This is a genomic window from Glacieibacterium sp., from assembly GCF_965200405.1.
Lineage (GTDB): Bacteria > Pseudomonadota > Alphaproteobacteria > Sphingomonadales > Sphingomonadaceae > Glacieibacterium.
The window spans coordinates 1,407,036-1,433,780 of the sequence record NZ_OZ241356.1; the positions used below are offsets into that span (position 1 = coordinate 1,407,036).

Sequence of the window (26,745 nt, forward strand, 5' to 3'; positions counted from 1 at the left end):
CTCAGCGCTCCTCCATGCCGTCGAGCTGGCGCGACAGGAGCCCGTGGAATTCCTCGGCAAAGGCGCTCAGCCGGGCCTCGAGCCGCCCCAGGCCGTGGAGCAGGCGGTTGTAGCCGATCACCGCGGGGATGGCGGCGAACAGGCCGATGGCAGTCGCGAACAACGCCTCGGCGATGCCCGGTGCGACGACGGCCAGCGTGGTGTTCTGCGACGCCGCGATGCCGGTGAAGCTGCGCATGATGCCCCAGACCGTGCCGAACAGCCCGACGAACGGCGACACCGCGCCGATGGTCGCCAGCACGTTCAAGCGGTCGCCGAGGTCCTCGATCTCGCGGTTGATCGAGACGCCGAGGATCGAGGTCAGGCGGGCGCGGACGCCCTCGCGGTCGATGCGGCCCTTGGAGATCGAGCGGCGCCACTCGTTCATGCCGGCGACGAACATCCGGGCGGACGGGTGCTTGGCCTTGGCGGCGGGCTCGTACAGCGTATCGAGGCTGTCGGCCTTCCAGAACCACTCCTCGAACGACTTGGCCTGGGTGTTGATCGCCTTCAGGCGGCGCGTCCGCTCGATGATGATCGCCCAGGACCAGACGCTGGCCGCGAGCAGCCCGAGCATGACCAGCTTGACCACCAGGTCGGCCTGGAGAAACAGCGCCCACGGGCTGAGATCGGTCGCGAGCTTGGCAACGGGTTCCATCAAATCTCCGAACTGGCCTGGCGCCGCAGCGCCTCGAATGCTGTTGCCCATGCCGCGAGCTGGCGTTGCGGCCGGCCGTGGCGATCGAGCCAGGCTGCCGTCACCACCGCCTCGGTGAGCGTTTCCGTGCCGCGCACGATCGCCTGCGACATCACCGTTGCCGCGGCGCGGACACGGGTAACGCGGCTCTCGACGATCAGGTCCTCGCCCATGCGGGCCGGGCGCTTGTAGGCGATGGCGATGTCGGCGACTGTCCAATAGCCTTCGCCCGCCGCCAGCTGGCCCGCCTGGTCGATGCCGACGAGCAGCAGCATGTCCGAGCGGGCGCGTTCCATGTAGCGCAGGTAGTTGGCATGATAGACGACGCCCGTCAGGTCGGTGTCCTCGAAATAGACACGGACGGCAAAGCGGTGGACGCCGGCATCGAAACTGCCGCTGGCGGGCGTAGGCAACATCGACTGGGGTTTAGGCGACCACGGCCGCTACGGGAAGGGCGGACAGGCGCATGCCGGTCACCAATCGTCGCGTACCGGCTCAGGATTGCAGGGTCGCGTCGCGATTCACCGCGTCGAGCGTCGTCTGCAACGTCCAGCGCAGGCCGTCGGGAAGATAGTCGACCTTGGCGGTCCCGCCCATCGTCGCGGGCAGGATGCGCGTGATCAGCTGCGATCCGAAACCGCGCCGCGTCGGCTCCGCGACCGCGGGACCACCACGCTCGCGCCAGACCAGCTCGACCGGCGTCGCCTCCCCCTCCAGGGTCGGGCCAAGTTGCCAGCGCACCGACACCGTGCCGTCGTGTTGACGCAACGCGCCGTATTTCGCGGCATTGGTCGACAGCTCGTGCAAAGCCATGGCCAGGGCTAGCGCGGCACGCGGCGCCATGTCGATCTCCGGCCCGTCGACGGTGATCCGCCCGGGCAGCCCGGCGACAGGCTGGAAACTGACCTCGACGATCTGGCGGATCGAGGCGGCCGACCAATTGGTCCGCGTCAGCAGGTCGTGCGCATTGGCCATCGCCGACAGCCGCGCGTCGATCGAGCGGCGCGCTTCCATGATATCGGGCGTGTTGCGCAGCGACTGCGAGACGATCGCCTGGACCACCGACAGGGTATTCCGAATCCGGTGGCGAAGCTCGTCGACGAGCAGCTGGCGGTGACGCTCGTCGGCACGCTCCTTGGCGAGCGCCTTGCGCAGCTCGAGCTGGTTCATCACCTGTCGCGCCAGCGCCTGCAGGGCGGCGGACTGATCGGCGGTCAGCACCCGTGGGCGGTTGTCGAGCACGCACAGGGTGCCCAACGCCAGCCCGTCCGGCGTCATCAACGGCGCCCCGGCATAGAATCTCAGGTCGAGGTCGCCGGTGACCAGCGGATTCTCGGCAAAGCGCGTGTCGGCATGCGTGTCGGCGACGGTAAAGACATCCTGCTGCTCGATCGCATGGGCGCAGAATGCGATATCACGCGAGGTCTCGGGCGCGGAGATGCCCACCGCGGCCTTGAACCACTGCCTGCGGTCGTCGACCAAACTGATGAGTGCCATCGGCGTCCCGCAGATCTGCGAGGCGATGCGGACGATATCGTCGAAACCGGTTTCGCTCGGCGTATCGAGAATGTCGTAAAGATCGAGCGCCGCCAGACGCTGCGCCTCACGAGCTTGCTCTGGCGAGTCGGATGCCCTGTCGTCGTCGCTCGAAGCGATTGGTTCAGGGCGTGTGTCGGCCATTGCCAGTCGCGTAAACCACTGTTCCGAGGGTGGCAATCGGTTGCTCCCCGGCCCGCCATTGGCGGAGCCGGGGGATAGTGCAACCTCGCCTTGGCGAAGGCTGGTTAGGCCTGGACGACCTTCTCGGGGCGAGCGTCGCGCTTCTCGACGATACGCGCCGACTTGCCGCTGCGGCCACGGAGGTAATACAGCTTGGCGCGCCGCACGACACCGCGACGGACGACTTCGATCGTCTCGACGTTGGGCGAGTACAGCGGGAAGACGCGCTCGACGCCCTCGCCGAAGCTGATCTTGCGGACGGTGAAGTTGCTGCCCATTGCGCGGTTCGAGCGGGCGATGCAGACGCCCTCGTAATTCTGGACACGGGTGCGCTCGCCCTCGACGACGCGGACGCCGACGCGCAGCGTGTCACCGGCGCGGAACTGCGGAATCGTGCGGGTCTCGAGGAACTTGGCAATCTGTTCGGCTTCGATCGTCTGGATGAGATTCATCTCATTCGTCCTGTTTTCTAGTGCGCGCGCCAGAGGGCGACTGACCCCGAGCGCTGGAATAGCGCTCCCACAGGTCCGGTCGCCGTGACCGTGTGTCCATTTCGGACCGCTCCGACCGCCATGCGGCGATCTTCGCGTGATCCCCCGATCGCAACACTTCGGGGATCGCTTTGCCTTCCCAGACGGGAGGGCGCGTATAGTGCGGATGTTCGAGCAGGCCGCTTTCGAAGCTCTCGTCGTCCCCACTAAGGGCCGCGCCCATTACACCGGGGAGCAGTCGCACGCAAGCATCGAGCAGTACCAGCGCCGCGGTCTCGCCGCCCGACAGGATATAGTCGCCGATGCTGACCTCCTCGATGGCGCGGCCTTCGAACAATCGCTCGTCGAAACCCTCGAACCGCCCGCACAGGATGGTGACGCCGGGGCCTGACGCCAGCGCCCGGACCCGGTCCTGGGTCAACGACCGGCCGCGCGGCGTCATCGCCAGCACCGGCGTACCGTTCGCCACCCCGTCGATCGCCGCTGCCACGACGTCGGCGCGCAATACCATGCCGGGGCCGCCGCCCGCCGGGGTATCGTCGACCGAGCGGTGCCTGTCGGTGGCGAAGTCGCGGATGTTGGTCGCCTCGCAGGACCACAGCCCCTCAGCCAGCGCCCGGCCGGCGAGGCTCTGGCCCAAGGGGCCGGGAAACATTTCAGGATAAAGCGTCAGGATCTGCGCGGAGAAGGTCATCGGTTGTGCCGCAATAACAACGCAGTCGCGGCCATGTTCACGACGAACAAGGCCAGCGCCGCGAGGATGCCGAAGGTCGGCACGGTGATCCACATGGCGCAGGTTTCGACGCTACATTCCGAACGCGGCAGCGTGGCGATATGGACGTAGAGCCAGACCGACGGTGCAAGCAGCAGGACCGGCAGCGGCGCCGCCCCAATGAGGATCAGCCGCCGCGACGTCCAGCCCGGCCGGGCGCGGATCAGGCCAAAAGCCAAGCCGATCGATATGCCGACCGCAGCCAGCAGGTAGCAGGTGAACCACCCTGCATCGGTCACGCCACGGTCCAGTTCTCGACCCGCAATCCGGGAATATCGTCGAAGTCGCCGGAGTTAGCCGTCACTACCGTCAGGCCTAACGACAAGGCGTGCGCGCCGATCAAGCGATCATAGCTGCGACGCTTGAATGGCAAGTCCGCATAGCGCCGGGCCGCGGCCTCGTCGAAGGGCAAGGTGTCGATCTGCAGGAGCAGGCGGTCCAGCGCCTCCCGCTCCCGGTCCAGCAAGCCGATCAGCATTTCGGCAAGGCACACCGAAGATGTGACAATGCTGCCCAGGTCGCTCGCTTCGACGCGAGCCTGGGCAAGCGGAGCTACCCCCTTCAGGATGTAGATCGCGATATTCGAGTCGAGCAGGTACCGAGGTTCAGCCATTGCGGGCGAGCAGTTCCACGCGCTCGCGTTCGGCTCGCTCGGAGGGACGTTCCTCGAACGTCCGATTGCCGATCGGTTCGATCCCCGGACAAGAGCCGTAGATCCCGGTCAGATCGATCTTGCGAGGTGTCTCAGGCACGGCCTCGACGATCCATTGGCCCTGAACTTCGCGAACTTCGACCACTGTCCCGGGTACCGCGCCGAAGGATGCCGGCAACCGCACTGCAGCCGAGTTGCCCGACTTGAAGATCTTGGTCGTCGTCGACTTGCCGGTCATCGTGCCGCTCCGTATATCCGCGACGTATATACTAGACGACGAAATCCGGGTCAATGACGACGCTGGCGCCGACGTCGGGCACGGCGGTCGGGTTGAACGGGACCATGAAGGTCTGGCCGTCGGGGCGGGCGATCTCGATAATGTCGCCGGCGCCGAAGTTTTCGACCGCGACCACCGCGCCGAGCGGTACGCCATTGGTGTCGACCGCGGGCAGGCCGATCAGGTCGCTGATGTAGAATTCGCCCTCGTCGAGCGGGGGCAGGGTGCTGCGGTCCACCGTGAGGATGACGCCGCGCATGCCCTCGGCCGCGGTGCGGTCGGCGACCTCGGCGAACTTGGCGATGGCGCCGCCTTTTTCAGGGCGCAGCTTGGTCAGGGTAAGCGTCCGGCCCTCGGCTTCGAAGGCATTGTGGCGCGCCAGGCTATCGACCGATTCGGCGAACAGCTTGAGGCGCACTTCGCCGCCGATGCCGTGCGCACCGGCGATGGCGGCGAGGGTGACGCGTCCGTTGGTCACCCTCGCCGATCCGATCAGACTGCCGGACCGGCAGGCGAAGCGTCGGTCTCGGTTGCGGTCTCGAGGTCCGAAGCGGTGGTCGCATCGCCGGCCGGAGCATCGGCTTCGACGGCGTCCGGAGCCGCATCGGCGGTCTCGGTGTCGCTCGGGGCTTCGACTTCAGGCTCGGCGGCCGGGGCAGCAGCTGCGGCTGCAGCAGCTTCGGCGGCTTCCGCAGCAGCGGCGGCGGCAGCGACCTTGGCGGCCTCGGCAGCTTCGATGGCTTCGCCGGCCTTGGTGGCGCGGACGGTGGCGCGCTCCTTGGCGTTGGCGCCGGGCTCACCCTTGGTCAGGTTCTGGCGGGCGGCGCGGGTGCGGATGCCCATCGCATCGAGGAAGCGGGCAACGCGGTCCGACGGCTGGGCGCCGACGCCAAGCCAATGCGTCGCACGGTCGGCGTCGAGCTTGATGCGCTCCGGCGAATCCTTGGCGAGCAGCGGGTTATAGGTGCCGATCTTCTCGATGAAGCGGCCATCGCGCGGCTGACGGCTGTCCGTCACGACGATGCGGTAATAGGGGCGCTTCTTCATGCCGCCACGTGCCAGGCGAATTGCCAACATACTTCAAGTCCTTGGTTTAAATTAGATTTCTGAGATGATTATCGTTTGAGGAATTTGTCGAAGCCGGGGGGCATCATGCCGCCGGCACCCATGCCGCCGCCACCCCCGAGACCGCCGCCGCCCATGCCGCCGCCGCCCATCTTGCCGAGCATCGCGGCCATGCCCTTCATGCCGCCCATCTTGCGCAACTTCTTCATCGCGCCCTCCATTTCCTGGTGCATCTTGAGGACCTTGTTGACCTCCTGCACGGTCGTGCCGGCGCCCTTGGCGATGCGGATGCGGCGCTTGGCGGTGATGATGTCGGGCTTGGCGCGCTCCTTGGGAGTCATCGAGCAGATCACTGCTTCCATGCGTCCGAGGATGCGGTCGTCGATCGCGCCATTGGCCATCGCCGCCTTGGCCTTGGCGACGCCGGGGATCATCGAGGCGAGCGCACCGAGGCCGCCCATCTTCTTCATCTGGCCGAGCTGCGTACGCAGGTCCTCCATGTCGAACTGGCCCTTGGCCATCTTCGCGGCCATCTTCTCGCCGGCTTCGGCTTCGAAGACTTCGGAGGCGCGCTCGACCAGCCCGACGACATCGCCCATGCCGAGGATGCGGCCGGCAACACGCTGCGGATCGAAGGCTTCCAGCGCGTCGAGCTTCTCACCGGTACCGGCGAACTTGATCGGCTTGCCGGTGACCGAGCGCATCGATAGCGCCGCGCCGCCGCGGGCATCGCCGTCCATGCGGGTCAGCACGATGCCGGTCAGCGCGACCTGGCCGCCGAACGCGGTGGCGACGTTGACGGCGTCCTGTCCGGTCAGCGCGTCGACGACCAGCAGGATCTCGTCGGGCGCACCCTCGCGAGCGACCGCCTGCATCTCGCCCATCAGCGCATCGTCGACATGCAGCCGGCCCGCGGTATCGAGCATCAGCACGTCGAAGCCCTGCAGCCGTGCCGTGGTCCGCGCCCGCTTGGCGATCTCGACCGGCAACTGGCCGGCGATCACCGGCAGCGTCGCGACGCCGGTCTGCTCGCCGAGGATGCGCAGCTGCTCCTGAGCCGCCGGGCGCTGGACGTCGAGCGACGCCATCAGCACCTTCTTGCCGTGCTTCTCGGTCAGGCGCTTGGCCAGCTTTGCGGTCGTGGTGGTCTTGCCGGAGCCCTGCAGGCCGACCAGCATGATCACGGCAGGCGGGGTGACACCCAGGTTGAGGTCGACCGCGTCGGAGCCGAGCATCTCGACCAGCGCGTCGCTGACGATCTTGACGACCTGCTGGCCCGGCGTGACCGAGCGGATGACTTCGTGGCCGATAGCGCGATCGGTGACCTGGTCGATGAAGGTCTTGACCACCGACAGCGCGACATCGGCTTCGAGCAGCGCGATCCGGACTTCGCGCATCGCCGCACGAACGTCGAGTTCGGTCAGCGCGCCGCGGCCGCGGAGCTTGTCGAATACGCCACTGAGGCGGTCGGAGAGACTATCGAACAGGTGTCGGCACTTTCAAATAGTAAAGCGCCGGTGGGCGAAACCTCGCTAACCGGCGTGCGCCCTCGGACGCTTCGCTCCCCACCGGGGAACCGGCGGCTGATATCCGTAAGCGTGTCACAGAGTCAAGGTTGTGCTGCCGGAGCGCTTGGGCGTAGGGAATGCTGCAGTGCAACAGCCCGCGAGGTTTACATGCGCCTGCCCCTGATCGCTCCCGCCGACCTGACCGCGGAGCAGAAGCCGCTCTACGACGACATGCGCGCCGGGATATCCGCCAACTTCAACGCCTTCAAGGTCGAGCGCGAGGACGGCGCGCTGATGGGGCCGTGGAACCCCTGGCTCCACGAGCCCGCCATCGGCAAGGCGATCTGGGAGCTGACCAAGGCGATGACCGCCAACGCGTCGCTCAACGACAACGTCCGCCAGATCGCCATCCTGGTCGTCGGCGCGCGCTATGACGCGGCGTACGAGATCTACGCCCATATCGCGGTGGCCGAGCGCGACGGCATGACCGCGGAGCGCCTCGCCACGATCACCGCCGACCTCAAACCCGGCGACCTTGCGCCCGACGAGAGCATCGCCTTCGACATCGCCTATTCGCTCAGCCGCGGCGGTACGCTGGCGGAGCCGCTGTACGCGCTCGGCCTCCGGACCTTCGGCCAGCACGGGCTCAACGAGCTGATCTACCTCGTCGGGCTATACGCGATGGTGTCGACGACGCTCAACGGCTTCAACGTCCCGGTGCCCGAGCGTGAATAGGCCGGCCCGCGCCCCGCGCGAAACGCCCAAGGCCTGCGCGACGCCGTTCGAGTCGGTGGCGCTGCTGCTCCAGGGCGGAGGTGCGCTCGGCGCCTATCAGGCGGGCGTCTACGAGGCGCTGCTCGAGCACAACATCGAGCCGACGTGGATCGCCGGCATCTCGATCGGCGCTATCAATTCGGCGATCATTGCCGGCAACGACCCCGCGCACCGGGTTGGGAAGCTGCGCGACTTCTGGGAGCTGGTCAGCGACTCGGGGCAAGCGAGCTGGACGGACCAGTGGACGGCGCTGTGGCAGGGCGACAAGGCGCGCGGCTGGATCAACCAGCTCGCTGCCGGCCAGATCGCGGCGCGCGGCGTTCCTGGCTTCTTCGAGCCCCGCATGCCACCGCCTTACCTTCTGCCCAATGGCGGAGGCCAGACCAGCTATTACGACACGTCCAAGCTGAAGGGCACGCTGGAGCGGCTGGTCGACTTCGACCGCATCAACCATGTCAATGCGATGCGGTTCAGCGTCGGCGCGGTCAACGTCCGCACCGGCAACTTCGCCTATTTCGACAACGCCACCGACACCATCGTCGCCGAGCATGTCATGGCGAGCGGCGCGCTGCCCCCCGCGTTCCCGGCGGTCGAGATCGACGGCGAGTTCTATTGGGACGGCGGGCTGGTCTCCAACACGCCGCTCGACTGGGTGCTGTCGGCGCGCTCCGACCTCGACACGCTGGTCCTGCAGGTCGATCTGTGGAGCGCGCGCGGCGAGCTGCCCAAGGACTTCGCCGAGGTCGCGGTGCGGATGAAGGAGGTGCAGTTCTCCAGCCGCACCCGCGCCGCCACCGACGAGTTCCGCCGCCTCCAGCACCTGCGCGCCACCTTTAACGAGCTCCTCGCCAAGCTGCCGCCCGAGCTCGCCGCCAGCCCGCAGGCCAAGATCTTGGCCGAGGCGTCCGACCCCGCGGTCTACAACATCGTTCAGCTCGTTTACCGCTCCGCCACCTACGAGGGCCAGTCGAAGGACTATGAGTTCTCGCGGCGTACGATGGAGGAGCATTGGCGCGCCGGCCACACCGACGCGACGGCGACGCTGGCGCATCCGGAGGTGCTGACGCTGCCGACCGCCGCGCAGGGCGTCGCGGTCTATGATTTCCTGACCCCAGTCACACAAGGAACACCCACATGAGCCTGCAAGACAAAGTCGCCGTCGTCACCGGCGCCGCCAGCGGCATCGGCAAGGAAATCGCCCGCGAGTTCTTCGCCAACGGCGCCAAGGTGGTCATCGCCGACCTCAACATCGACGCCGCCAACGCCACCGCGCACGAGCTCGACCCGAGCGGCGAGCGCGCCATCGGCGTCGCCATGGACGTCACCGACGAAGCCCAGGTCGACGCCGGCATCGACGCGGCGGCGGCCAAGCTCGGCGGCATCGACGTGCTGGTCTCCAACGCCGGCATCCAGATCGTCGGGCCGCTGGAGACCTACAAGTTCGCCGACTGGAAGAAGCTCCTCGCCATCCACCTCGACGGCGCCTTCCTGACCACCCGCGCCGCGCTGCGCCACATGTACGAGCAGGGCCGCGGCGGCAGCATCATCTACATGGGCTCGGTCCACAGCAAGGAAGCCTCGGTCCTGAAGGCGCCCTATGTCACCGCCAAGCACGGGCTGGTCGGCCTGTCCAAGGTCGTCGCCAAGGAAGGTGCCGCGCACGGCGTCCGCGCCAACGTCATCTGCCCCGGCTTCGTCCGCACCCCGCTGGTCGAGAAGCAGATCCCCGAACAGGCCGCCGCCCTGCACATCACCGAGGACGAGGTCATCAAGAACGTCATGCTCAAGGACACCGTCGACGGCGAGTTCACCACGGTCGACGACGTCGCCAAGACCGCCGTGTTCCTTGCCGGCTTCCCGACCAACGCGCTGACCGGCCAGAGCATCGTGGTGAGCCACGGGTGGTTCATGCAGTGAAGGGAAAAAAGATGATTACGCTGCGGTTTGTCGTAATTTATCCAGAAAATCCAAGCCGTAATGATCCTGCAGCTTAATCAAGAATGCGGGCTCCACATCGTGAACGAATGCCAATAAGCCAATCAGACGCTGGCAATCTTCGGCGGTCATCCGACCCGCTAACGCATGGTGCAAAGATGCTCGTATTTCACGCTTACGGTCCCTTCCGATAGTGACTCGGCCGTCGTCGGCTAGCACAAGGCCTGTGACAACTCGCCGAAACTTCTTTGTCGCGATAACGGTTTTTTCTTCATTAATAGTGAGGGCTGGGCTATTTATACTTTTTACAACATAACGAAGCTGGCGATCTACCTTAGTTAGATATCCAGTCCTTCGCGCAGAAAAAGTTAAATCGTCGGCGTATCGTGTGTAAACAACCTTATCTTTGGACACCAGTTCGGAGATGAGATTATCAAATTCAAACATAAGCACGTTCGATAGCCACGGAGATGATGGCGCGCCAACGGCCAGCCGAAGACCCGGTAGTTTTGGTGCCTTATGGAATAGAATCATCGAACTAATTAAAACGTCTTCGTCATTGGAAAATACGCCGTTTATTCGGCAATAGTGACGCCAATCACGTGCTCGGATTGAAGGGAAAAACCCTTTGAAATCGAATTTCATTATGGGTCCGTTGGACGCATGCTTTGCCGCGTTGTCGCGTATGGATAGACCCGTGCGATAAGCCATAGCGGCATCGTGGATCGGCAACGAGACTAAACCGCGAACTAAGGCGCGCTGAAGTGCCTTAACTTCGCGGGCTGGCTGTGAGATAAGTCTCTTACCTATCGTCCTTTTATCGATATGGTAGTGCTTATAGCTTTTCGGTGCTCGTGATACGATACTCCGAACATCTGACTCACCTAGGCCTGTAGCTTTGGCAAGAAAAATGATAAGCTTAGTCATCTGTAAGCACCGCTGCGCTTGATATCACGCGAAAACGAGAAGGGTCGTTTTTCTCCCAATGCTCACGGATTAAAAGACGGCGTCGAACTCTGTTCTTGGTAAGTGCCTTTGCGTTTGCAACAAAATGGATAGCTGGCTGATCAACTGTAGAAACGATGAAATCACGGAATCCCTTTTTCTGCTCTTGAATCCACCCGACGGACGTCGCGCACAAAATATAGGCTCCCAGCCTCTGATTATCAGCAGGAACGCCGAAGACTGAGAGTACCTCGGTTATCTCCGAGCGTTCCAAGGCACCATATTCTTGAACTAATCCAACAATTAACTTAATGACGTGACCTGCCCTTGTGTTGTCAAACGTCGAGGGTTCTCTCGCCACAGTTAAGCGCTTTCTGAGTGGCTCATCTATAATTGTTTTAAACTTATCTAGGTCTACAGTAATGCCAATCCCCGGTATGATGCTGACTTCCGCGTCATCAATAACAAAAACTGATGAATCATGCTTACGGAGCAAAAACATCAATGGTCCGAGTTTTATAAAAGAGTTGTCCTTCCAGTAGTGGTCGCGCACGATAACCAGCAACTTTGAAGCTATCTCTAGTGTACTTGCAAATGAACCGAGTTCCGCAAAGCTCCCCGCGCTTTCGCAGAAGAGAAGAATTAGTTCGGTTATTTGAGCTAAATCAGTCTCAAACTCAAGGATGTCTCCATAGTGTGCAGAGAATGTCGTTAAAGTCGTGAAATCCTCAGCTAACACAATTTCCCGTCTGCCAAGAGCCGGATGGGAGTTGATTTTGAGGAAGGCGTCGCGCATCGAAGCGGTGCCAGGTGTTGAAACATCCGTATATGGGCCGCCGCAGAGAAAGATTATTTCTGTAGGAGCCTGAACGTGGAGGTCTTCCACGCTCAGGTCCTCGACGAATGGCACCATGCTTACCTATGCTCCGAAAGAGAGCGATGCGAAATCGAGCGGAGCGTCCGTAGGCGATTTGGCATCGCTCTCTTTCGGAGCCCCAAATGGGAACAATAAAATGAGATTCGGCGAAGCGCCGAACCAAGCACCCGAGGGTGCTTACCGCGTAAGCCTTCCGGTGATACGATGTGTCCGGCCGCAGAGCAAACGCGCTTTATGCGATTGATCCAATATGGACGATCTTTCCGTCCTTCGCCGATTGAAGCGGGGGGGGGATGGCTCAGAAACGCTCCATCTGGTTAGTTTGAGTACCGAAAGCGGTATCGTTCGAGACCCTCTACCCCGCCAGCGCCTTCGCAAACTCCCCCGCGTCGAAGCTGCGCAAATCCTCCATCCCCTCGCCCACGCCGATCGCATGGATCGGCAGGCCGAACTTTTCCGCCGCCGCGACGAGCACGCCGCCGCGGGCGGTGCCGTCGAGCTTGGTCATGACCAGGCCGGTGACATGGGCGACGTCGCGGAACACCTCGATCTGGTTGAGCGCATTCTGCCCGGTGGTGGCGTCGAGCACCAGGACGGTGTCGTGCGGCGCGGTCGCCGACAGCTTGGCGAGGACGCGGCGGATCTTGGCGAGCTCGTCCATCAGGCCGGACTTGTTCTGCAGCCGCCCGGCGGTGTCGATGATCAGCACGTCGGTGCCCTTGGCGCGCGCCTGTTCGAAGGCGTTGAACGCCAGGCCGGCGCTGTCGCCGCCTGCCGGGCCGGCGACGACGGGGACGCCGGTGCGCTCGCCCCATATCTTGAGCTGCTCGGTGGCGGCGGCGCGGAAGGTGTCGCCCGCCGCCAGCATGACGGTATAGTCCTGCTCCATGAAGCGGTGCGCCAGCTTGGCGATGGTGGTGGTCTTGCCGCTGCCGTTGACGCCGACGACCAGGATCACCTGCGGGCGCGGGAAGGCGGTGACCGCCAGCGGCTTGGCGACGGGGCTGAGGACCGTGGTGATCTCGGCGGCGACGGCGGCGCGGACCCCGGCCTCGTCGATCGACTTGCCGAAGCGCTCGGTGCGCAGGCGGTCGGTGACGCGCGCGGCGACTCCGACGCCCAGGTCGGCGGAGATCAGCGCCTCCTCGATACCCTCCAGCATGGGCTCGTCGAGGCGCGCGGTCTGGAACAGGCCGGTCAGGCCGCCGCCGAGCTTTTCCGACGAGCGGCTGAGGCCGGTGCGCAGCTTGGCGAACCATCCGGTCTTTTCGGTCATGCGAACTCCAGGATGCCGGCGGCGTGGTGCGTCGCGGTGGCGGTGACGATGCTGCCCGGCGCGGCGGGCGTGGACAAATGCGCGGGCAGATAGGCTTCGGTGCGGCCGCGCTGGCCGGAGCGCTCGACGAGGATGCGCTGGGGACGGTTCAGGGCGGCGGTGAGCGCGGCGGCGGTGCGGGCCTCGCCCAAGGCGCGCAGGCGGGCGGCGCGGGTGCGGGCAACGGCGGGCGGCACCTGCGGCATGCGCGCGGCGGGGGTGCCGGGGCGCGGGCTATAGGCGAAGACGTGGAGCTGGGTCAGGTCGCACTCCTCGACCAGCGCGGCGGTGCGCTCGAACATCGCCTCGGTCTCGGTCGGGAAGCCGGTGATGAAGTCGGCGGCGAAGGCGATCTCCGGGCGGCGGGTGCGCAGGGCGGCGCAGAATTCGATGGCCTGGGCGCGGGAGTGGCGGCGGCGCATGCGCTTGAGGATGAGGTCGTCGCCGGACTGCAGCGACAAATGCAGCTGGGGCATCAGGCGCGGCTGGGTGGCGATGGCGTCGAGGAGCCGGTCGTCGGCCTCGATGCTGTCGATCGAGCTGATCCGCAGGCGGGGGAGGGCGGTCTCGCGCAGGATGCGCTGGACGAGGCTGCCGAGGGTGGCGGCGCCGTCGGCATAGCTGGTCAGGTCGACGCCCGTCAGGACGACTTCCTGCGTGCCGGCCTCGCTCAGCGCGGCGATGCGCTCGACGACGGCGGAGGCGGGCTCGGAGGTCGAGGGACCGCGGGCGCGGGCGATGATGCAGAAGGTGCAGGCGTGGTCGCAGCCGTTCTGGACAGGGACGAAGGCGCGGGTGCGCGCTGCTCCGGGGAGGAGGGGGGCAGGGGGGGAGTCGCCGTAGCTGCTGGGGAGGAACTTGGCGGCGCGACCGATGACGGCGGCGACCTCGGGCATCGCGAACTGCTCCGGCTCGACCTCCGCCGCACAGCCGGTGACGACGATCCGCACCCCCGGCCGCGCCCGCGCCGTACGCCGGATCGCCTGCCGCGCCTGTCGCACCGATTCGGCCGTGACGGCGCACGTATTGACGATCACCAGCCCCGAGTCTGCGGACAACCCCGCGAGCACCGCCGACTCGGCCAGGTTGAGCCGGCAGCCGAAGCCAAGCACCTCGCTCACCCGAACAAATCCGGGTCGACCTCACCCGCGAACACCGTAACCGCCGGCCCCGCCAGCAGAACATGCCCATCCGCCCGCCACTCGACCGTGACATCCCCACCCGGCAGCGTCACGGTCACCTTGCGATCCGCCAACCCCCGCCGCATCGCCGTCAATCCCGCCGCCACCGCCCCCGTCCCACAGGCCCGGGTCAACCCCGCCCCACGTTCCCATACTCGTAGTCTCAGGTGCCCCCGGTCGATCACCTGAGCCACCCCGACATTCACCCGCTCCGGGAACAGCGCGTCATTTTCTATAACCGGGCCAAGGCTCTCCAGCGCCACCGCCTCGACGTCCTCGACCACGAACACGACATGCGGATTACCGACACTGACCGCGCTCGGCCGGTCCAGCTTGTCCCAGCCGACCGGCATGTCGAGCGTATCCATCGCATAGGCCAGCGGCACCGCATCCCATTCGAATCGCGGCTGCCCCAGGTCGACGCTCGCCGCCGCGCCCTCGGCTGACGCCTCGATCAGCCCGCCCGCCGTGTCGATGACGTTGTTCCCGCCCAGCAACGCCGCGACGCACCGCGCCCCGTTGCCGCAGGCCCCGACCTCGCTGCCGTCATGGTTCCAGATCCGCATGAAGGCGTCGGCCCGTTCCGAGGCCTCCAGCACGAACAACTGGTCGCAGCCGATGCCGGTGAAGCGGTCGCTCAACCCCCGGACCTGCTGCGCCGTCAGGCTCAGCGGCTCGGCACGCGCGTCGAACACGATGAAGTCGTTGCCGAGGCCGTGCATCTTGGTGAAAGGGCGTAACATGCTGGCCGCGATGTAGCGCCTCCGCTTGGGGATGACGAGGGCGCGGCGGCAGTCTATATCGCGACCATGTTTTCCGGAGCCAAGTCATGAGCGTCCGCCCCTGGCGCGATATCACGCGCCGCCAATCGCGCCAGATCATGGTCGGCAAGGTCCCCGTCGGTGGCGGGGCGCCGATCGCCGTGCAGACGATGACCAATACGCCGACCGAGGACGCCAAGGCGACGATCGAGCAGATCCGCCAGTGCGAGGAGGTCGGCGTCGACATCATCCGGGTGTCGTGCCCCGATGTCGCCTCGACCGCGGCGATGAAGCAGATCGTCCGCGCCGTGAAGGTGCCGATCGTCGCCGACATCCATTTCCACTACAAGCGCGCCCTCGAGGCAGCCGATGCGGGCGTCGCCTGCCTGCGCATCAACCCCGGCAACATCGGCTCGCAGGAGCGGGTCCGCGAGGTCGTTCGCGCCGCCAAGGCCAATGGCTGCTCGATGCGCATCGGCGTCAACGCCGGCTCGCTGGAGCGTCACCTGCTGGAGAAATACGGCGAGCCGTGCCCCGAGGCGCTGGTCGAATCGGCGCTGGAGCATATGAAGATGCTCCAGGACGAGGATTTCCACGAGTTCAAGGTCTCGGTGAAGGCCTCCGACGTGTTCCTCGCGGTCGCCGCCTATAATGGCCTCGCCGACGTCTGCGACTACCCCCTGCACCTCGGCATCACCGAGGCGGGCGGGCTCATCGGTGGCACGGTCAAGTCGTCGATCGGCCTCGGCATGTTGCTGTGGGCGGGCATCGGCGACACTATCCGCGTGTCGCTGAGCGCTGACCCGGTCGAGGAGGTCAAGGTCGGCTATCACATCCTGAAGTCGCTCGGCATCCGTGCCCGCGGCGTCCGGGTGGTGAGCTGCCCGAGCTGCGCGCGCCAGGGCTTCGACGTCGTCAAGACCGTCGAGCGGCTGGAGAACGCACTGGCCCATGTCACCACGCCGCTGTCGCTGTCGGTCCTCGGCTGCGTCGTCAACGGCCCCGGCGAGGCGCGCGAGACCGATATCGGCGTCACCGGCGGCGGCGGCGGCAAGCACATGGTCTATCTGTCGGGCGTCACCAGCCACCACATCGACGAACCGGCGATGGTCGAGCACATCGTCATGCTGGTCGAGAAGAAGGCCGCCGAGATCGAATCGGCGAAGGCGCTGGCCGAAGCGGGATTGCTGGTCGCCGCCGAGTGAGCGTCATCGCCATCCGCCCCGCTACTCCCGCCGATGTCGGCACCATCCTGCAGTTCATCCGCGACCTCGCGGAGTATGAGAAGTCGCCGAACTCGGTCGTCGCCACCGAGGCCAATGTCCATGACGCGATGTTCGGCGAGCGGCCGGTGATCGAGTCGGTGATCGCCGAGCAGGACGGTAAGCCGGTGGGTTTCGCGCTGTTCTTCCACAATTATTCGACCTGGACCGGGTGGCGCGGGATCTACCTCGAGGATCTGTACGTCGCCCCGGAGGCGCGGGGTTCGGGGACGGGCAAGGCGCTGCTCAGCCATGTCGCGAAGCTGGCGATCGAGCGCGGGTGCGCGCGCTTCGAATGGGCGGTGCTCGACTGGAACGAGCCGGCGATCGGCTTCTACAAGAAGCTCGGGGCCAAGCCGATGGACGAGTGGACGGTGATGCGGCTGACCGGCGACGCGCTGGCCAAGGTCGCGGCGGGGTGAGCTGCGGCGGCGGGCTCGCGCAAGAACCCCCACCCCGGCCCTCCCCACTCTCCGCTTCGCGGGGGTGGAGGGAGAAGCAAGACTGCTCCCTCCACCCACGAGAGCGAAGCGAACGTAGAGTGGGGAGGGCCGGGGTGGGGGCTCTCGGGCCCAGCAAATGAACGCCTGGCTCGCCCTGATCCTCGGCGGCCTATTCGAGGTCGGCTTCACCACGTCGCTGCGCTACGTCGACGGCTTCCGGCACTGGCCGTGGGTGCTGGCTTTCCTTGCCTCCGTCACGCTCAGTATGGGCCTGCTGGAATACGCCTCTCGGTCGATAGCGCTCGGTACTGCCTATGCGGTGTGGGCGGGAATCGGTGCGGCGGGGACGGCGGCGGTCGGCATATTGGTCTATCACGACCCGGCCAGCCTGCCGCGGCTGCTACTGCTCGTCGGGCTGATCGGCTGCATCGTCGGGTTGAAGCTGCTGCACTGACGCCGTAGAGGCGCGCATGGCAGAAACCAAAGTTCAGCGCGTTCGCGGCACCCAGGACCTGTTCGGTGACGACATCGCGCGCTTCGACCATGTCGTCGAGACCTTCAACCGCGTCCGCAAACTATATGGCTTTCGCCGCGTCGACGTGCCGATCTTCGAGCACACCAGCGTCTTCGCGCGCTCGCTCGGCGAGACCACCGACGTCGTGTCGAAGGAGATGTACTCGTTCGACGACCGTGGCGGCGATTCGCTGACGCTGCGGCCGGAGTTCACCGCCGGCATCGCGCGCGCCTATATTTCGAACGGCTGGCAGCAGCACGGCGTCCTGAAGCTGGCGGCGCACGGCCCGTTGTTCCGCTACGAGCGCCCGCAAAAGGGCCGCTACCGCCAGTTCCACCAGCTCGACGCCGAGATCATCGGTGCCGCCGAGCCCGCTGCCGACGTCGAGGTCATCGCGATGGGGGCGCATTTGCTGGCCGAGCTCGGGGTAGCGGACAAGGTCGTGCTGCAGCTCAACACCCTGGGCGATGCCGAGAGCCGCGGGTCGTGGCGCGAGGCGCTGGTGGCGCATTTCTCCGCGCATGCCGATGCTCTGTCGGGCGAGAGCCGCGAGCGGTTGGCCAAGAACCCGCTGCGGATTTTGGATTCCAAGGCCGAGTGCGACCGTCCGCTGGTCGACGCAGCGCCGCGCATCGATGCGCACATGACGGCGGAGGCGGGCGCCTATTTCGAGAAGGTCCAGAAGGGCTTGCAAGCCGCGGGCGTGGCGTTCGTGCGCAACGAGGCGCTGGTGCGGGGGTTCGACTATTACCGCCACACGGCCTTCGAGTTCGTGACCGAGCATCTCGGCGCGCAGGGCACGGTGATCGGCGGCGGCCGCTATGACGGGCTGATCGGCGCAATGGGCGGACCTGAGACGCCGGCGATCGGCTGGGCGGGCGGGATCGAGCGGCTGGGGATGCTGGTTGAGGCACCTGGGATCGACCGTCCGTTCTTAACCGTCATTCCCGATGATATCGACGACGAGCGTGACGCAATCATGATCACGCAAGCGCTGCGCAGCTCGGGGATTGTTGCTGACCTCGCTTACCGGGGTTCGACAAAACGCCGTTTCGAACTAGCGATCAAGAATGGCTCGGTAGGCCGCCTGGTGGTTAACCGATCAGCGCCAGACGGTCTTGGTGACCGGGTGGGCCTTCACGTGAGGATCAACCTTCCCGACAGCTATGATGCAGTGGACAACAGTACGCGTGACGTCATTCTGAAGGCACTCGAATCTAATTACACTGTCGTGCGCTTTGAGCGCGGCGGGTACGCAGTCGACGCGGTACTTCAGCCGCTGGCAAATTCATGATCTCCATTTCCTCAGAGCGCATCTCCCAGATCGAGCGTCGCCACGCCGATCTCGCGGCGCGGATGGGCAATCCCGACCTGCCGTCGGACCAGTTCGTCCAGCTGTCGAAGGACTATGCCGAGCTTACGCCAGTCGCCGAGGCGGCGGCGGAGGTGCGCAAGCTGCGCGAGGAGCAGGCCGACCTGACCGCGCTGCTCGCCGATCCCGAGATGAAGGAGATGGCGGAGGCGGAGATCGGCGCGATCAACGACGCGATCCCGCTGGCTGAGCGCGCGCTGGCGCTGAAGCTGCTGCCGCGCGACGTTGCCGACGATCGGCCGGCGATGCTCGAAATCCGCCCCGGAACCGGCGGCGACGAGGCGGCGCTGTTCGCCGGCGACCTGTTCCGCATGTATCAGCGCTACGCCGAATCGCGCGGCTGGCGGGTCGAGGTGATCAGCGCCGCGACGGGCGAAATGGGCGGCTTCAAGGAGATCATCGCCTCGATCACCGGGCCGCAGGTCTTCGCCCGGCTGAAGTTCGAGGCCGGCGTCCACCGCGTCCAGCGCGTCCCGGCGACCGAGACGCAGGGGCGCATTCACACCTCCGCCGCGACCGTCGCCGTGCTGCCCGAGGCGGAGGAGGTCGACGTCCATATCGACGAGGCGCGCGACCTGCGCATCGACGTGTTCCGCTCGTCGGGGCCCGGCGGGCAGAGCGTCAACACCACCGACTCCGCCGTCCGCATCACGCATATCCCGTCCGGGCTGGTCGTCATCCAGCAGGACGAGAAATCGCAGCACAAGAACAAGGCCAAGGCTTTGAAGGTCTTGCGCGCCCGGCTTTACGAGGCGGAGCGGACCAAGCTGCACGATGCCCGCGCCGCCGATCGCAAGTCGATGGTAGGGTCGGGCGACCGCTCGGAGCGGATCCGCACCTATAATTACCCGCAGGGGCGGGTGACGGACCACCGTATCAACCTGACTCTGCACCGCTTGCCGGAGGTGATGGAGGGCAATGGGCTCGACGAGATGGTCTCGGCGCTGATCGCGGAGGACGAGGCGGCGAGGCTGGCGGACCTGGATGCCTGAGGGGCTGAATTGAATTCCGTCATCCCGGCGCATGCCGGGACCCATTCGCAAGCGTCCGGCGGTGTTGCCGCCATCGACGACCACGGGCTTGTGAAATGGGTCCCGGCATACGCCGGGATGACGGTCGATCGTTGATGACGGTCCTCGAAGCCCTCCGCGTCGCAGCCACCCGGATCGGGCGCCTCGATGCGGAAGTCCTGCTCGCCCATTTGCTCGGCACCACCCGCCTCGCCATGCTGATGGCCGGGGACCGCGTCATCGACGGGATCGCCTTCGACGCGCTGGTCGCCCGCCGCGCTATGGGCGAGCCGGTCGCCTATATCACCGGCAGCCGTGAATTCTGGTCGCTCGACCTGGCGGTGACCCCCGACGTGCTGATCCCGCGGCCGGACTCCGAGACACTTATCGAAGTCGCGATCGCGCATTTCGGGGCGCGGGCGCCGGCGACGATCCTCGACCTCGGCACCGGCTCGGGCGCGTTGCTGCTCGCGGCGTTGAGCGTCTGGCCGGAGGCGACGGGGGTTGGGCTCGACATTTCTGAACCGGCTCTGGCGGTAGCGCGGGGTAATGCGGCGCGGCTGGGCATACCAGCGAGCTTTGCGGTTGGCAGCTGGGGCGGCACCGGCGCGGCGCACGACCTGATATTGTGCAATCCGCCGTACATAGCCGCCTCGGTGGAACTGCCGCGCGATGTGGTCGACTGGGAGCCGGCGGGTGCGCTGTTCGCCGGCGCCGACGGCCTCGACGACTATCGCGCGATTGCACCGGCGCTCGCCGCGCAACTGGCACCCGGCGGCATCGCCTGCATCGAGATCGGCCACGACCAGGGTGAAAGCGCTGCCCTGCTGTTCCGCGCCGCCGGAATGAAGGTCGAGCTGCACCGCGACCTCGCAGGGTTGCCGCGATGCCTTGGCGTCACCAATTAATGCTTGGAGGCTGGCGAATTTATCGCTAGGGCTTGGTGCCAAGCAGGGTGGACCCGCGAAGTCCCTTGCTTGACCGACCTTCCGACGGACGCAGGGCTCGCATTATTTGAATGTGATGCACCGCACACGGAAAACGCCGCAGGTCGGCACCCTCAACGCAGACGCCCGAAGCCGATTGCTTTGGGGCGGTCACCGGGGACTTGTGAATTGATACGAAATAACAACAACAACAATCAGCAGAACGGCCGGCGGCGGGGTCGCGGCGGCAATGGCGTCGGCGGTGGCGGCGGTGGTGGTGGTATTCGCCCGCAGTCGGGTGGCCAGGGCTATGGCAACAACAACCGCATGGACGTCCGCCAGCGCGGCAACGCCACGCAACTGCTGGAGAAGTACAAGACGCTAGCGCGCGACGCCGCGCAGCAGGGCGACCGGGTCGCCTCCGAATATTATCTCCAGTACGCCGATCATTATTTCCGTGTGCTCAACGAGATCCGCGAGCGCCAGCCGGAACATCAGCGCGGTCCGCGTCCCGGCTATGACGCCGACGACGAGGATGCCGATGTCGGCAACGGCTATAATCCCGCCGCCTATGCCGCGTCGCAGCCGAACGACCGCGACGACGGCGGACGCGAGGAGGGTGGCGAAAACCAGCAGGGCCAGCAGCGCGAGACGCAGCAGCGCGATCAGCAGCCGCAGCGTGATAACCAGCAGCGGGAAAACCAGCAGCGCGATAGCCAGCAGCGCAGCGACCAGTCGCGTGACGGGCAGCAACGGAGTGACGGGCAGCGCAACGAGCAGCGCCCGCGCCGCGACGATTATCGCCAGCAGGATGCCCGCCGGGACGAGACGCGCGATAATTATCGCCGTGACGAGAACCAGCGCGACGGCAATCGCGAACAGCCACGCGACGACTTTCGCCGCGACGACGGCAATCGCGATGCACCGCGCCGTGACAACGCCAATCGTGCGGATACCGGACGCAATGACAATCGCGATACCGGCTCGAGGGACTCGGTCCAGCGTGATGCCGCGCCGCGCGAGGAAAGCCGCCGCGAAGTCACGTCACGTGAGTCGACGCCACGCGAGGCTGTAGCGCGTGAGGAGGTTCGTCGTGAACCACGCCGCGAGCGTCCGCGCCGCGACGACCGCCGTACCGACGATGTCGTAACGCGTAGCGACGAGGAAGAAATCCCGATCCTGGCCGGCTTGCCCGGTCCAGCCACGGTGGCCCAGGCTCCGGTTGCGGCCGAGCCTGCGGTCGAGACTCCAGCAACTGCCGATGCCGCTCCCGAGCTCGATCTTGAAGAGCCGGTGAAGCGTCGCCGCGGTCGTCCACGCAAGGTCGATGTCGAGGCTGCCGCCGCCGCTGCCGCCGCTCTCAACGAGGGCTGACGCTAGGTCTCCAGGCGCCGCCGTGCGAGCCTCGCACGGCGGCGCCTTTGTGTCTGGACCATTTCTATTGTGTCTGGATTGCAACAGAACTGGCCGTCATAAATCTGCAATGACGTTGACGCCGAACGGTCATTTTCGCCCCCTAGGCGCTTTTCGAACGGTTAATCAGGGGACGCGACTATGACGATCAACCGGTGGACAATGCTGCTTGCAGCAACTGCAATGACCACCTTCGCCGGCACATCGGCGATCGCCGCACCGGCGGCGCATCATCATCCAGCCCGCAAGGCGCGACCCGCCGCCAGCGACGCCAGCGTCATTCGCGCTCAGCTTGCCGAGCAGCGGGCCCAGATCGAGGCGCTGACCGCCCAGGTCGCCGCGCTGACCGCCGCTGCCGCCCCCGCCGCCGCTCCTGCCGCTCCCGTGAACGAGGAAGCCGAAGCGTCCACCGAGTTCCTTAAGGCGCAGGTCGGCGCGCTGCAGACCCAGATCGAGTCACTCAATACCCAGGTCACGCAGGCTGCACCGACATGGTCGGGCGCACCCCAGCTCAAGGGTTCCGGCGGCTTCTCCTTCAAGCCGAGCGGCGAGCTCCAATACGATGCCGGCTATGTGTCGAACCCGGGCAACCGCATTCCCGGTTCCAACCTCGGCTTCAACGACCGCTCACGCCGCCTGCTGATCGGCGCCGCGGGCGATCTGCCCGGCGACTTCAAATACACCTTCCAGTTCAACTTCGCGCAGGGCCTGGTCGACTATGAGGACCTCGTCCTGTCGTACGAGCCCAAGGGCAAGCCCTACACCGTCACCATCGGTTATTTCTATCCGTACAACACCCTCGAGAACATGACCTCGAACCGCTTCACCTCGTTCATCGAGCGCTCGCAGATGACCGACGCGTTCGGCGAGGGCCGTCGCCTAGGTATCGGCCTCGGCTACGTCGCGGGCGACCTGCGGTTCAACGCCGGCGCGTTCGGCAATTCGATCAACGGTGGCACCGGCATCGCGCCGACCTTCGACAACAACGACTATGAGCTCTCGGCTCGCCTGCTCTATGCCCCGCTGGCCCTGGGCGGCCAGCTGCACTTCGCCGTCGCCGGCCAGTACCGTCACTTCAAGACCAGCTCGTTCGGCATCCAGTACCGCGCCCGCCCGTTCAGCCAGACCACCGACCAGCGCTTCGAGAACGACGTCGGCGTTGCCGGCAAGTCCGACTATATCCTGGGCGTCGAAGCGCTTGGCATCTTCGGTCCGTTCCACGCTGCGGGCGAGGCGCAGTACGTCAAGGTGCAGGGCATCCGCCCCGGCGCGGCGCTCAACCCCGGCGAGATCGTTTCCGGTACTCGCCTGGCGTCCGATCCCGGCTTCTTCAGCGCCTATGGTGAAGTCGGCTTCTGGCTGACCGGCGAAACCCGCGGCTACCGCGGCGGCAAGGTCGACCGTACCAAGATCCTCAACGGCTTCGACAAGGGCGGCTGGGGCGGCTTCCAGCTCGTCGGCCGTATCGACTATCTCGACCTCAAGGATCGGGTCGGTGGTCCCAATGTCGGCACCCAGGTCATCGACGGCATCCTGAACGGCGGCCAGCAGACCGGCTATCTCGCCGCGATCAACTGGTGGCCGATCGACTATGTCCGGTTCACCGCCCAGTACACCCATGCGGTCGTCGAAGGCGGCCCGAATGCTGCCCTGGTCAAGCCGCTGAGCACCGCTCCGTTGTACAACCGGACCTACAGCAGCGACATCGCCCTGGTCCGCGCCCAGATCGACTTCTAGTCCTGCGACCGGCGAGGAGCCTCAGCGCTCCTCGCCGACGTCCGGCGGCGCCAGGTCCTTGACGCGGTCATCGATCCCGCTGCGGGCGCTGACGAACACTAGCCCCATCAGCGCGGCCGCCAGCATCAGCGACAGTGCGATGCCGCCGCCCATGAACAGCAGGAACCACGGCCTCAGCGGCACGCCCTGGCTGTACATGTACAAAACTGCCAGCCCGACCATCAGGATCGAGAAGGCGAACATCCATGCCATCAATCGCCTGAACCAGCGCCAATGCTCGGCATTGCTGCGCTCACCTGGAGCGGCAGCCCGGGCAGTATCGGGCGCCATCGGCGAATCGCTTTGCGGCACGGGCTTTCCTTCCATGCGGATTGGCGCGACACTCCCGCCACCGATGCCGCCGATATAGTGCTGGCACGGTGAAGTGGGAGGCATACAGTGTCGATCGGTTCGATTCTCACCGGCAAGAAGCCGCTGATTTCCGTCACCACCACCACCAGCGTGCGTGAAATCGCGGCGCTACTCCATGCGAATCGCATCGGCGCCGTGCTGGTCGTGGAGGATAATTCGATTCTCGGTATCGTTTCCGAGCGTGATATCGTCGCTGCACTTCATGAACAGGGCGCCGCGGTGCTCGACGCCGCTGCCGGCACGGTGATGACTGCGAGGGTAGTCACCGCCACTCCTGAGACCAGCATAATCGAAGCAATGGGCGTGATGACCGATCGCCGCATTCGCCACCTGCCGGTGCTGTCACAGGGAAGCCTGCTCGGACTGGTGTCGATCGGCGACCTGGTCAAGCGGCGGATCGACGACGCCGAGGCGGAGGCGGTCGCATTGAAGGATTACATTCAGACGGCGTGACCGTGACAACGCCAGTCCGAAATCGCCGTTTAGTGACGCGTCTAAACATAGATCCACGCAAAAAGTTCACGGAAATGCTTGCAACTAAAAGCGCCGTCGCCTAGACGTTGATTCCCGGCGGACGGGTGCTTCGAGTTTTGAGGTGCTGGTTCATCCAGACAGCGGTGATGGGATGTAGGGCCTTGAGAGGGGCCTGGTTTTCTGTCGCGGTTGTGTGGCGGGTTTCGGGACGGCCGGCGGTTTTTGCCACGGGCCATTTTGAAAAAGGTGTTGACGGGGATTGAGACGCGGTTCATAAGCCGTTCCCGACGCCGAGACGAACCAGCGGGTTTGTTCTTGGGTCTCGACCAAAATCACTGCTTCGGTCTCTTCCGGTAGAACGGGGGATCAGAGCAGTGTCGCTCTTTCTCTGGCCTCCGGGCTGAGTTCGGGTGGCTCTTTCTCATCGTAGGTTGAATGAAGGGACATGTGGACGGCGGTCGACGTGCTGGAGGCTTTAGGCTCCGGTTAGCGTCGTAAATCGTCGTCTATATGTCTTTATATACGTTACCACATCGCTCCGGGCTTCGGCTCGGAATACGTTAGTGACGTTGTGCAGACAGATAGACTCCTAAAACGAGCTTCGGTTTCGCGGATTTATTCGCGGGGTCGTTGCCCGGTCATAAACTTGAGAGTTTGATCCTGGCTCAGAACGAACGCTGGCGGCATGCCTAACACATGCAAGTCGAACGAGATCCTTCGGGGTCTAGTGGCGCACGGGTGCGTAACGCGTGGGAATCTGCCCTTAGGTACGGAATAACTCAGGGAAACTTGTGCTAATACCGTATGATGTCTTCGGACCAAAGATTTATCGCCTAGGGATGAGCCCGCGTAGGATTAGCTAGTTGGTGGGGTAAAGGCCTACCAAGGCTACGATCCTTAGCTGGTCTGAGAGGATGATCAGCCACACTGGGACTGAGACACGGCCCAGACTCCTACGGGAGGCAGCAGTGGGGAATATTGGACAATGGGCGAAAGCCTGATCCAGCAATGCCGCGTGAGTGAAGAAGGCCTTCGGGTTGTAAAGCTCTTTTACCCGGGAAGATAATGACTGTACCGGGAGAATAAGCCCCGGCTAACTCCGTGCCAGCAGCCGCGGTAATACGGAGGGGGCTAGCGTTGTTCGGAATTACTGGGCGTAAAGCGTACGTAGGCGGCTTTTTAAGTCAGAGGTGAAATCCCGGGGCTCAACTCCGGAACTGCCTTTGAGACTGGATCGCTTGAACGTCGGAGAGGTGAGTGGAATTCCGAGTGTAGAGGTGAAATTCGTAGATATTCGGAAGAACACCAGTGGCGAAGGCGGCTCACTGGACGACTGTTGACGCTGAGGTACGAAAGCGTGGGGAGCAAACAGGATTAGATACCCTGGTAGTCCACGCCGTAAACGATGAGAACTAGCTGTCGGGGCTCTTAGAGCCTCGGTGGCGCAGCTAACGCATTAAGTTCTCCGCCTGGGGAGTACGGCCGCAAGGTTAAAACTCAAAGGAATTGACGGGGGCCTGCACAAGCGGTGGAGCATGTGGTTTAATTCGAAGCAACGCGCAGAACCTTACCGGCGTTTGACATGGTAGGACGGCAGGGAGAGATTCCTGTCATCTCGCAAGAGACCTACACACAGGTGCTGCATGGCTGTCGTCAGCTCGTGTCGTGAGATGTTGGGTTAAGTCCCGCAACGAGCGCAACCCTCGCCTTTAGTTGCCATCATTAAGTTGGGAACTCTAAAGGAACCGCCGGTGATAAGCCGGAGGAAGGTGGGGATGACGTCAAGTCCTCATGGCCCTTACGCGCCGGGCTACACACGTGCTACAATGGCGGTGACAATGGGTCGCAAACCAGCAATGGTGAGCTAATCTCCAAAAGCCGTCTCAGTTCGGATTGTTCTCTGCAACTCGAGAGCATGAAGGCGGAATCGCTAGTAATCGTGGATCAGCATGCCACGGTGAATACGTTCCCAGGCCTTGTACACACCGCCCGTCACACCATGGGAGTTGGATTGACCCGAAGGCTGTGGGCTAACCCGCAAGGGAGGCAGCAGACCACGGTCGGTTCAGCGACTGGGGTGAAGTCGTAACAAGGTAGCCGTAGGGGAACCTGCGGCTGGATCACCTCCTTTCTAAGGATCCGGCGAATAGCGCTTGGGATTTGATGACCGTCTTG

At 64.8% G+C, this 26,745-nt stretch carries 29 protein-coding genes and 1 rRNA gene; 13 read left to right on the forward strand and 17 right to left on the reverse strand.

Going from position 1 to position 26,745, the window contains the following annotated elements:
- Window position 1 precedes the first annotated feature (1 nt).
- The 11 genes from tolQ to ffh all read right to left on the reverse strand — a co-directional run bounded on the left by tolQ (window position 2) and on the right by ffh (window position 7,199).
- A complete protein-coding gene (tolQ, locus tag ACOFKW_RS06475; RefSeq protein ID WP_419816520.1) occupies window positions 2-697 on the reverse strand; it encodes a protein TolQ in 696 nt (231 codons plus the stop codon).
- The gene (locus tag ACOFKW_RS06480) at window positions 697-1,152 is read right to left on the reverse strand and encodes a YbgC/FadM family acyl-CoA thioesterase (protein WP_419816521.1); all 456 of its coding nucleotides are present in this window, start codon (window positions 1,150-1,152) and stop codon (window positions 697-699) included. Before ACOFKW_RS06480 ends, tolQ begins: the two co-directional genes overlap by 1 nt.
- A gap of 79 nt (window positions 1,153-1,231) precedes the next feature.
- Window positions 1,232-2,416 (reverse strand): sensor histidine kinase, encoded by a 1,185-nt coding sequence (locus ACOFKW_RS06485; protein ID WP_419816522.1) that lies wholly within the window; start codon window positions 2,414-2,416, stop codon window positions 1,232-1,234.
- 104 nt (window positions 2,417-2,520) lie between these two features.
- A complete protein-coding gene (gene rplS / locus ACOFKW_RS06490) occupies window positions 2,521-2,907 on the reverse strand; it encodes a 50S ribosomal protein L19 (protein ID WP_419816523.1) in 387 nt (128 codons plus the stop codon).
- Window position 2,908: 1 nt separating this feature from the next.
- On the reverse strand, window positions 2,909-3,640 hold the full coding sequence (gene trmD, locus ACOFKW_RS06495) for a tRNA (guanosine(37)-N1)-methyltransferase TrmD (RefSeq protein ID WP_419816524.1): 732 nt from the start codon (window positions 3,638-3,640) through the stop codon (window positions 2,909-2,911).
- Window positions 3,637-3,957, reverse strand: a complete 321-nt coding sequence (locus ACOFKW_RS06500; protein WP_419816525.1) for a hypothetical protein — start codon at window positions 3,955-3,957, stop codon at window positions 3,637-3,639. The genes trmD and ACOFKW_RS06500 overlap by 4 nt, the downstream gene beginning before the upstream one ends.
- Window positions 3,954-4,331, reverse strand: a complete 378-nt coding sequence (locus ACOFKW_RS06505; RefSeq protein ID WP_419816526.1) for a type II toxin-antitoxin system VapC family toxin — start codon at window positions 4,329-4,331, stop codon at window positions 3,954-3,956. Before ACOFKW_RS06505 ends, ACOFKW_RS06500 begins: the two co-directional genes overlap by 4 nt.
- Window positions 4,324-4,608 carry an AbrB/MazE/SpoVT family DNA-binding domain-containing protein gene (locus tag ACOFKW_RS06510; protein ID WP_419816527.1) on the reverse strand — a complete coding sequence of 95 codons (285 nt, stop codon included), beginning with the start codon at window positions 4,606-4,608 and terminating at the stop codon, window positions 4,324-4,326. Before ACOFKW_RS06510 ends, ACOFKW_RS06505 begins: the two co-directional genes overlap by 8 nt.
- Before the next feature lie 31 nt (window positions 4,609-4,639).
- On the reverse strand, window positions 4,640-5,125 hold the full coding sequence (gene rimM, locus ACOFKW_RS06515; RefSeq protein ID WP_419816528.1) for a ribosome maturation factor RimM: 486 nt from the start codon (window positions 5,123-5,125) through the stop codon (window positions 4,640-4,642).
- Window positions 5,126-5,139: 14 nt separating this feature from the next.
- Window positions 5,140-5,724 (reverse strand): 30S ribosomal protein S16, encoded by a 585-nt coding sequence (gene rpsP, locus ACOFKW_RS06520; RefSeq protein ID WP_419816529.1) that lies wholly within the window; start codon window positions 5,722-5,724, stop codon window positions 5,140-5,142.
- A gap of 38 nt (window positions 5,725-5,762) precedes the next feature.
- Window positions 5,763-7,199, reverse strand: coding sequence for a signal recognition particle protein (gene ffh, locus ACOFKW_RS06525; protein ID WP_419816887.1), 1,437 nt, complete (start codon window positions 7,197-7,199; stop codon window positions 5,763-5,765).
- Window positions 7,200-7,388: 189 nt separating this feature from the next.
- On the opposite strand from ffh, the gene ACOFKW_RS06530 reads away from it, so the two are divergent.
- From ACOFKW_RS06530 to ACOFKW_RS06540, 3 genes are read left to right on the forward strand one after another with little or no spacing between them, the layout of a single operon-like run.
- Window positions 7,389-7,955: a carboxymuconolactone decarboxylase family protein gene (locus ACOFKW_RS06530; RefSeq protein WP_419816530.1), complete on the forward strand. Its 567-nt coding sequence runs from the start codon at window positions 7,389-7,391 to the stop codon at window positions 7,953-7,955.
- A complete protein-coding gene (locus ACOFKW_RS06535) occupies window positions 7,948-9,132 on the forward strand; it encodes a patatin-like phospholipase family protein (protein WP_419816531.1) in 1,185 nt (394 codons plus the stop codon). The genes ACOFKW_RS06530 and ACOFKW_RS06535 overlap by 8 nt, the downstream gene beginning before the upstream one ends.
- On the forward strand, window positions 9,129-9,911 hold the full coding sequence (locus ACOFKW_RS06540) for a 3-hydroxybutyrate dehydrogenase (RefSeq protein ID WP_419816532.1): 783 nt from the start codon (window positions 9,129-9,131) through the stop codon (window positions 9,909-9,911). Before ACOFKW_RS06535 ends, ACOFKW_RS06540 begins: the two co-directional genes overlap by 4 nt.
- A 15-nt stretch (window positions 9,912-9,926) precedes the next feature.
- Here the strand turns inward: ACOFKW_RS06540 and ACOFKW_RS06545 are convergent, their stop codons facing one another.
- From ACOFKW_RS06545 to dapF, 5 genes are all read right to left on the reverse strand, one after another.
- Complete coding sequence (locus tag ACOFKW_RS06545) at window positions 9,927-10,856, reverse strand: retron St85 family RNA-directed DNA polymerase (protein ID WP_419816533.1); 930 nt, start codon at window positions 10,854-10,856, stop codon at window positions 9,927-9,929.
- On the reverse strand, window positions 10,849-11,760 hold the full coding sequence (locus tag ACOFKW_RS06550; protein ID WP_419816534.1) for a retron St85 family effector protein: 912 nt from the start codon (window positions 11,758-11,760) through the stop codon (window positions 10,849-10,851). Before ACOFKW_RS06550 ends, ACOFKW_RS06545 begins: the two co-directional genes overlap by 8 nt.
- Window positions 11,761-12,106: 346 nt before the next feature.
- Window positions 12,107-13,027 carry a signal recognition particle-docking protein FtsY gene (gene ftsY, locus ACOFKW_RS06555; protein WP_419816535.1) on the reverse strand — a complete coding sequence of 307 codons (921 nt, stop codon included), beginning with the start codon at window positions 13,025-13,027 and terminating at the stop codon, window positions 12,107-12,109.
- A complete protein-coding gene (locus tag ACOFKW_RS06560) occupies window positions 13,024-14,187 on the reverse strand; it encodes a MiaB/RimO family radical SAM methylthiotransferase (protein WP_419816536.1) in 1,164 nt (387 codons plus the stop codon). The genes ftsY and ACOFKW_RS06560 overlap by 4 nt, the downstream gene beginning before the upstream one ends.
- On the reverse strand, window positions 14,184-14,990 hold the full coding sequence (gene dapF, locus ACOFKW_RS06565; protein WP_419816537.1) for a diaminopimelate epimerase: 807 nt from the start codon (window positions 14,988-14,990) through the stop codon (window positions 14,184-14,186). The genes ACOFKW_RS06560 and dapF overlap by 4 nt, the downstream gene beginning before the upstream one ends.
- Window positions 14,991-15,076: 86 nt before the next feature.
- On the opposite strand from dapF, the gene ispG reads away from it, so the two are divergent.
- The 8 genes from ispG to ACOFKW_RS06605 all read left to right on the forward strand — a co-directional run bounded on the left by ispG (window position 15,077) and on the right by ACOFKW_RS06605 (window position 23,685).
- Window positions 15,077-16,213: a flavodoxin-dependent (E)-4-hydroxy-3-methylbut-2-enyl-diphosphate synthase gene (gene ispG, locus ACOFKW_RS06570; protein WP_419816538.1), complete on the forward strand. Its 1,137-nt coding sequence runs from the start codon at window positions 15,077-15,079 to the stop codon at window positions 16,211-16,213.
- Entirely contained in the window at window positions 16,210-16,692 is a 483-nt protein-coding gene (locus tag ACOFKW_RS06575; RefSeq protein ID WP_419816539.1) for an N-acetyltransferase family protein, read from the forward strand. Before ispG ends, ACOFKW_RS06575 begins: the two co-directional genes overlap by 4 nt.
- A gap of 157 nt (window positions 16,693-16,849) precedes the next feature.
- Window positions 16,850-17,167: a DMT family transporter gene (locus ACOFKW_RS06580; protein WP_419816540.1), complete on the forward strand. Its 318-nt coding sequence runs from the start codon at window positions 16,850-16,852 to the stop codon at window positions 17,165-17,167.
- Window positions 17,168-17,183: 16 nt separating this feature from the next.
- Window positions 17,184-18,521 (forward strand): histidine--tRNA ligase, encoded by a 1,338-nt coding sequence (gene hisS, locus ACOFKW_RS06585; protein ID WP_419816541.1) that lies wholly within the window; start codon window positions 17,184-17,186, stop codon window positions 18,519-18,521.
- Window positions 18,518-19,591 (forward strand): peptide chain release factor 1, encoded by a 1,074-nt coding sequence (gene prfA / locus ACOFKW_RS06590; RefSeq protein WP_419816542.1) that lies wholly within the window; start codon window positions 18,518-18,520, stop codon window positions 19,589-19,591. The genes hisS and prfA overlap by 4 nt, the downstream gene beginning before the upstream one ends.
- 134 nt (window positions 19,592-19,725) lie before the next feature.
- On the forward strand, window positions 19,726-20,517 hold the full coding sequence (gene prmC, locus ACOFKW_RS06595; protein ID WP_419816543.1) for a peptide chain release factor N(5)-glutamine methyltransferase: 792 nt from the start codon (window positions 19,726-19,728) through the stop codon (window positions 20,515-20,517).
- Between the two features lie 207 nt (window positions 20,518-20,724).
- Window positions 20,725-21,909, forward strand: coding sequence for a DUF4167 domain-containing protein (locus ACOFKW_RS06600; protein WP_419816544.1), 1,185 nt, complete (start codon window positions 20,725-20,727; stop codon window positions 21,907-21,909).
- 180 nt (window positions 21,910-22,089) lie between these two features.
- The gene (locus ACOFKW_RS06605) at window positions 22,090-23,685 is read left to right on the forward strand and encodes an OprO/OprP family phosphate-selective porin (RefSeq protein WP_419816545.1); all 1,596 of its coding nucleotides are present in this window, start codon (window positions 22,090-22,092) and stop codon (window positions 23,683-23,685) included.
- Between the two features lie 21 nt (window positions 23,686-23,706).
- Here ACOFKW_RS06605 and ACOFKW_RS06610 read toward each other — a convergent pair whose 3' ends face one another.
- Window positions 23,707-24,036, reverse strand: a complete 330-nt coding sequence (locus ACOFKW_RS06610) for a hypothetical protein (protein WP_419816546.1) — start codon at window positions 24,034-24,036, stop codon at window positions 23,707-23,709.
- 87 nt (window positions 24,037-24,123) lie between these two features.
- Here ACOFKW_RS06610 and ACOFKW_RS06615 point away from each other — a divergent pair, with 87 nt between their 5' ends.
- A complete protein-coding gene (locus ACOFKW_RS06615; RefSeq protein ID WP_419816547.1) occupies window positions 24,124-24,549 on the forward strand; it encodes a CBS domain-containing protein in 426 nt (141 codons plus the stop codon).
- A 663-nt stretch (window positions 24,550-25,212) separates the two neighbouring features.
- Window positions 25,213-26,701 (forward strand): 16S ribosomal RNA (locus ACOFKW_RS06620).
- Window positions 26,702-26,745: the final 44 nt, after the last annotated feature.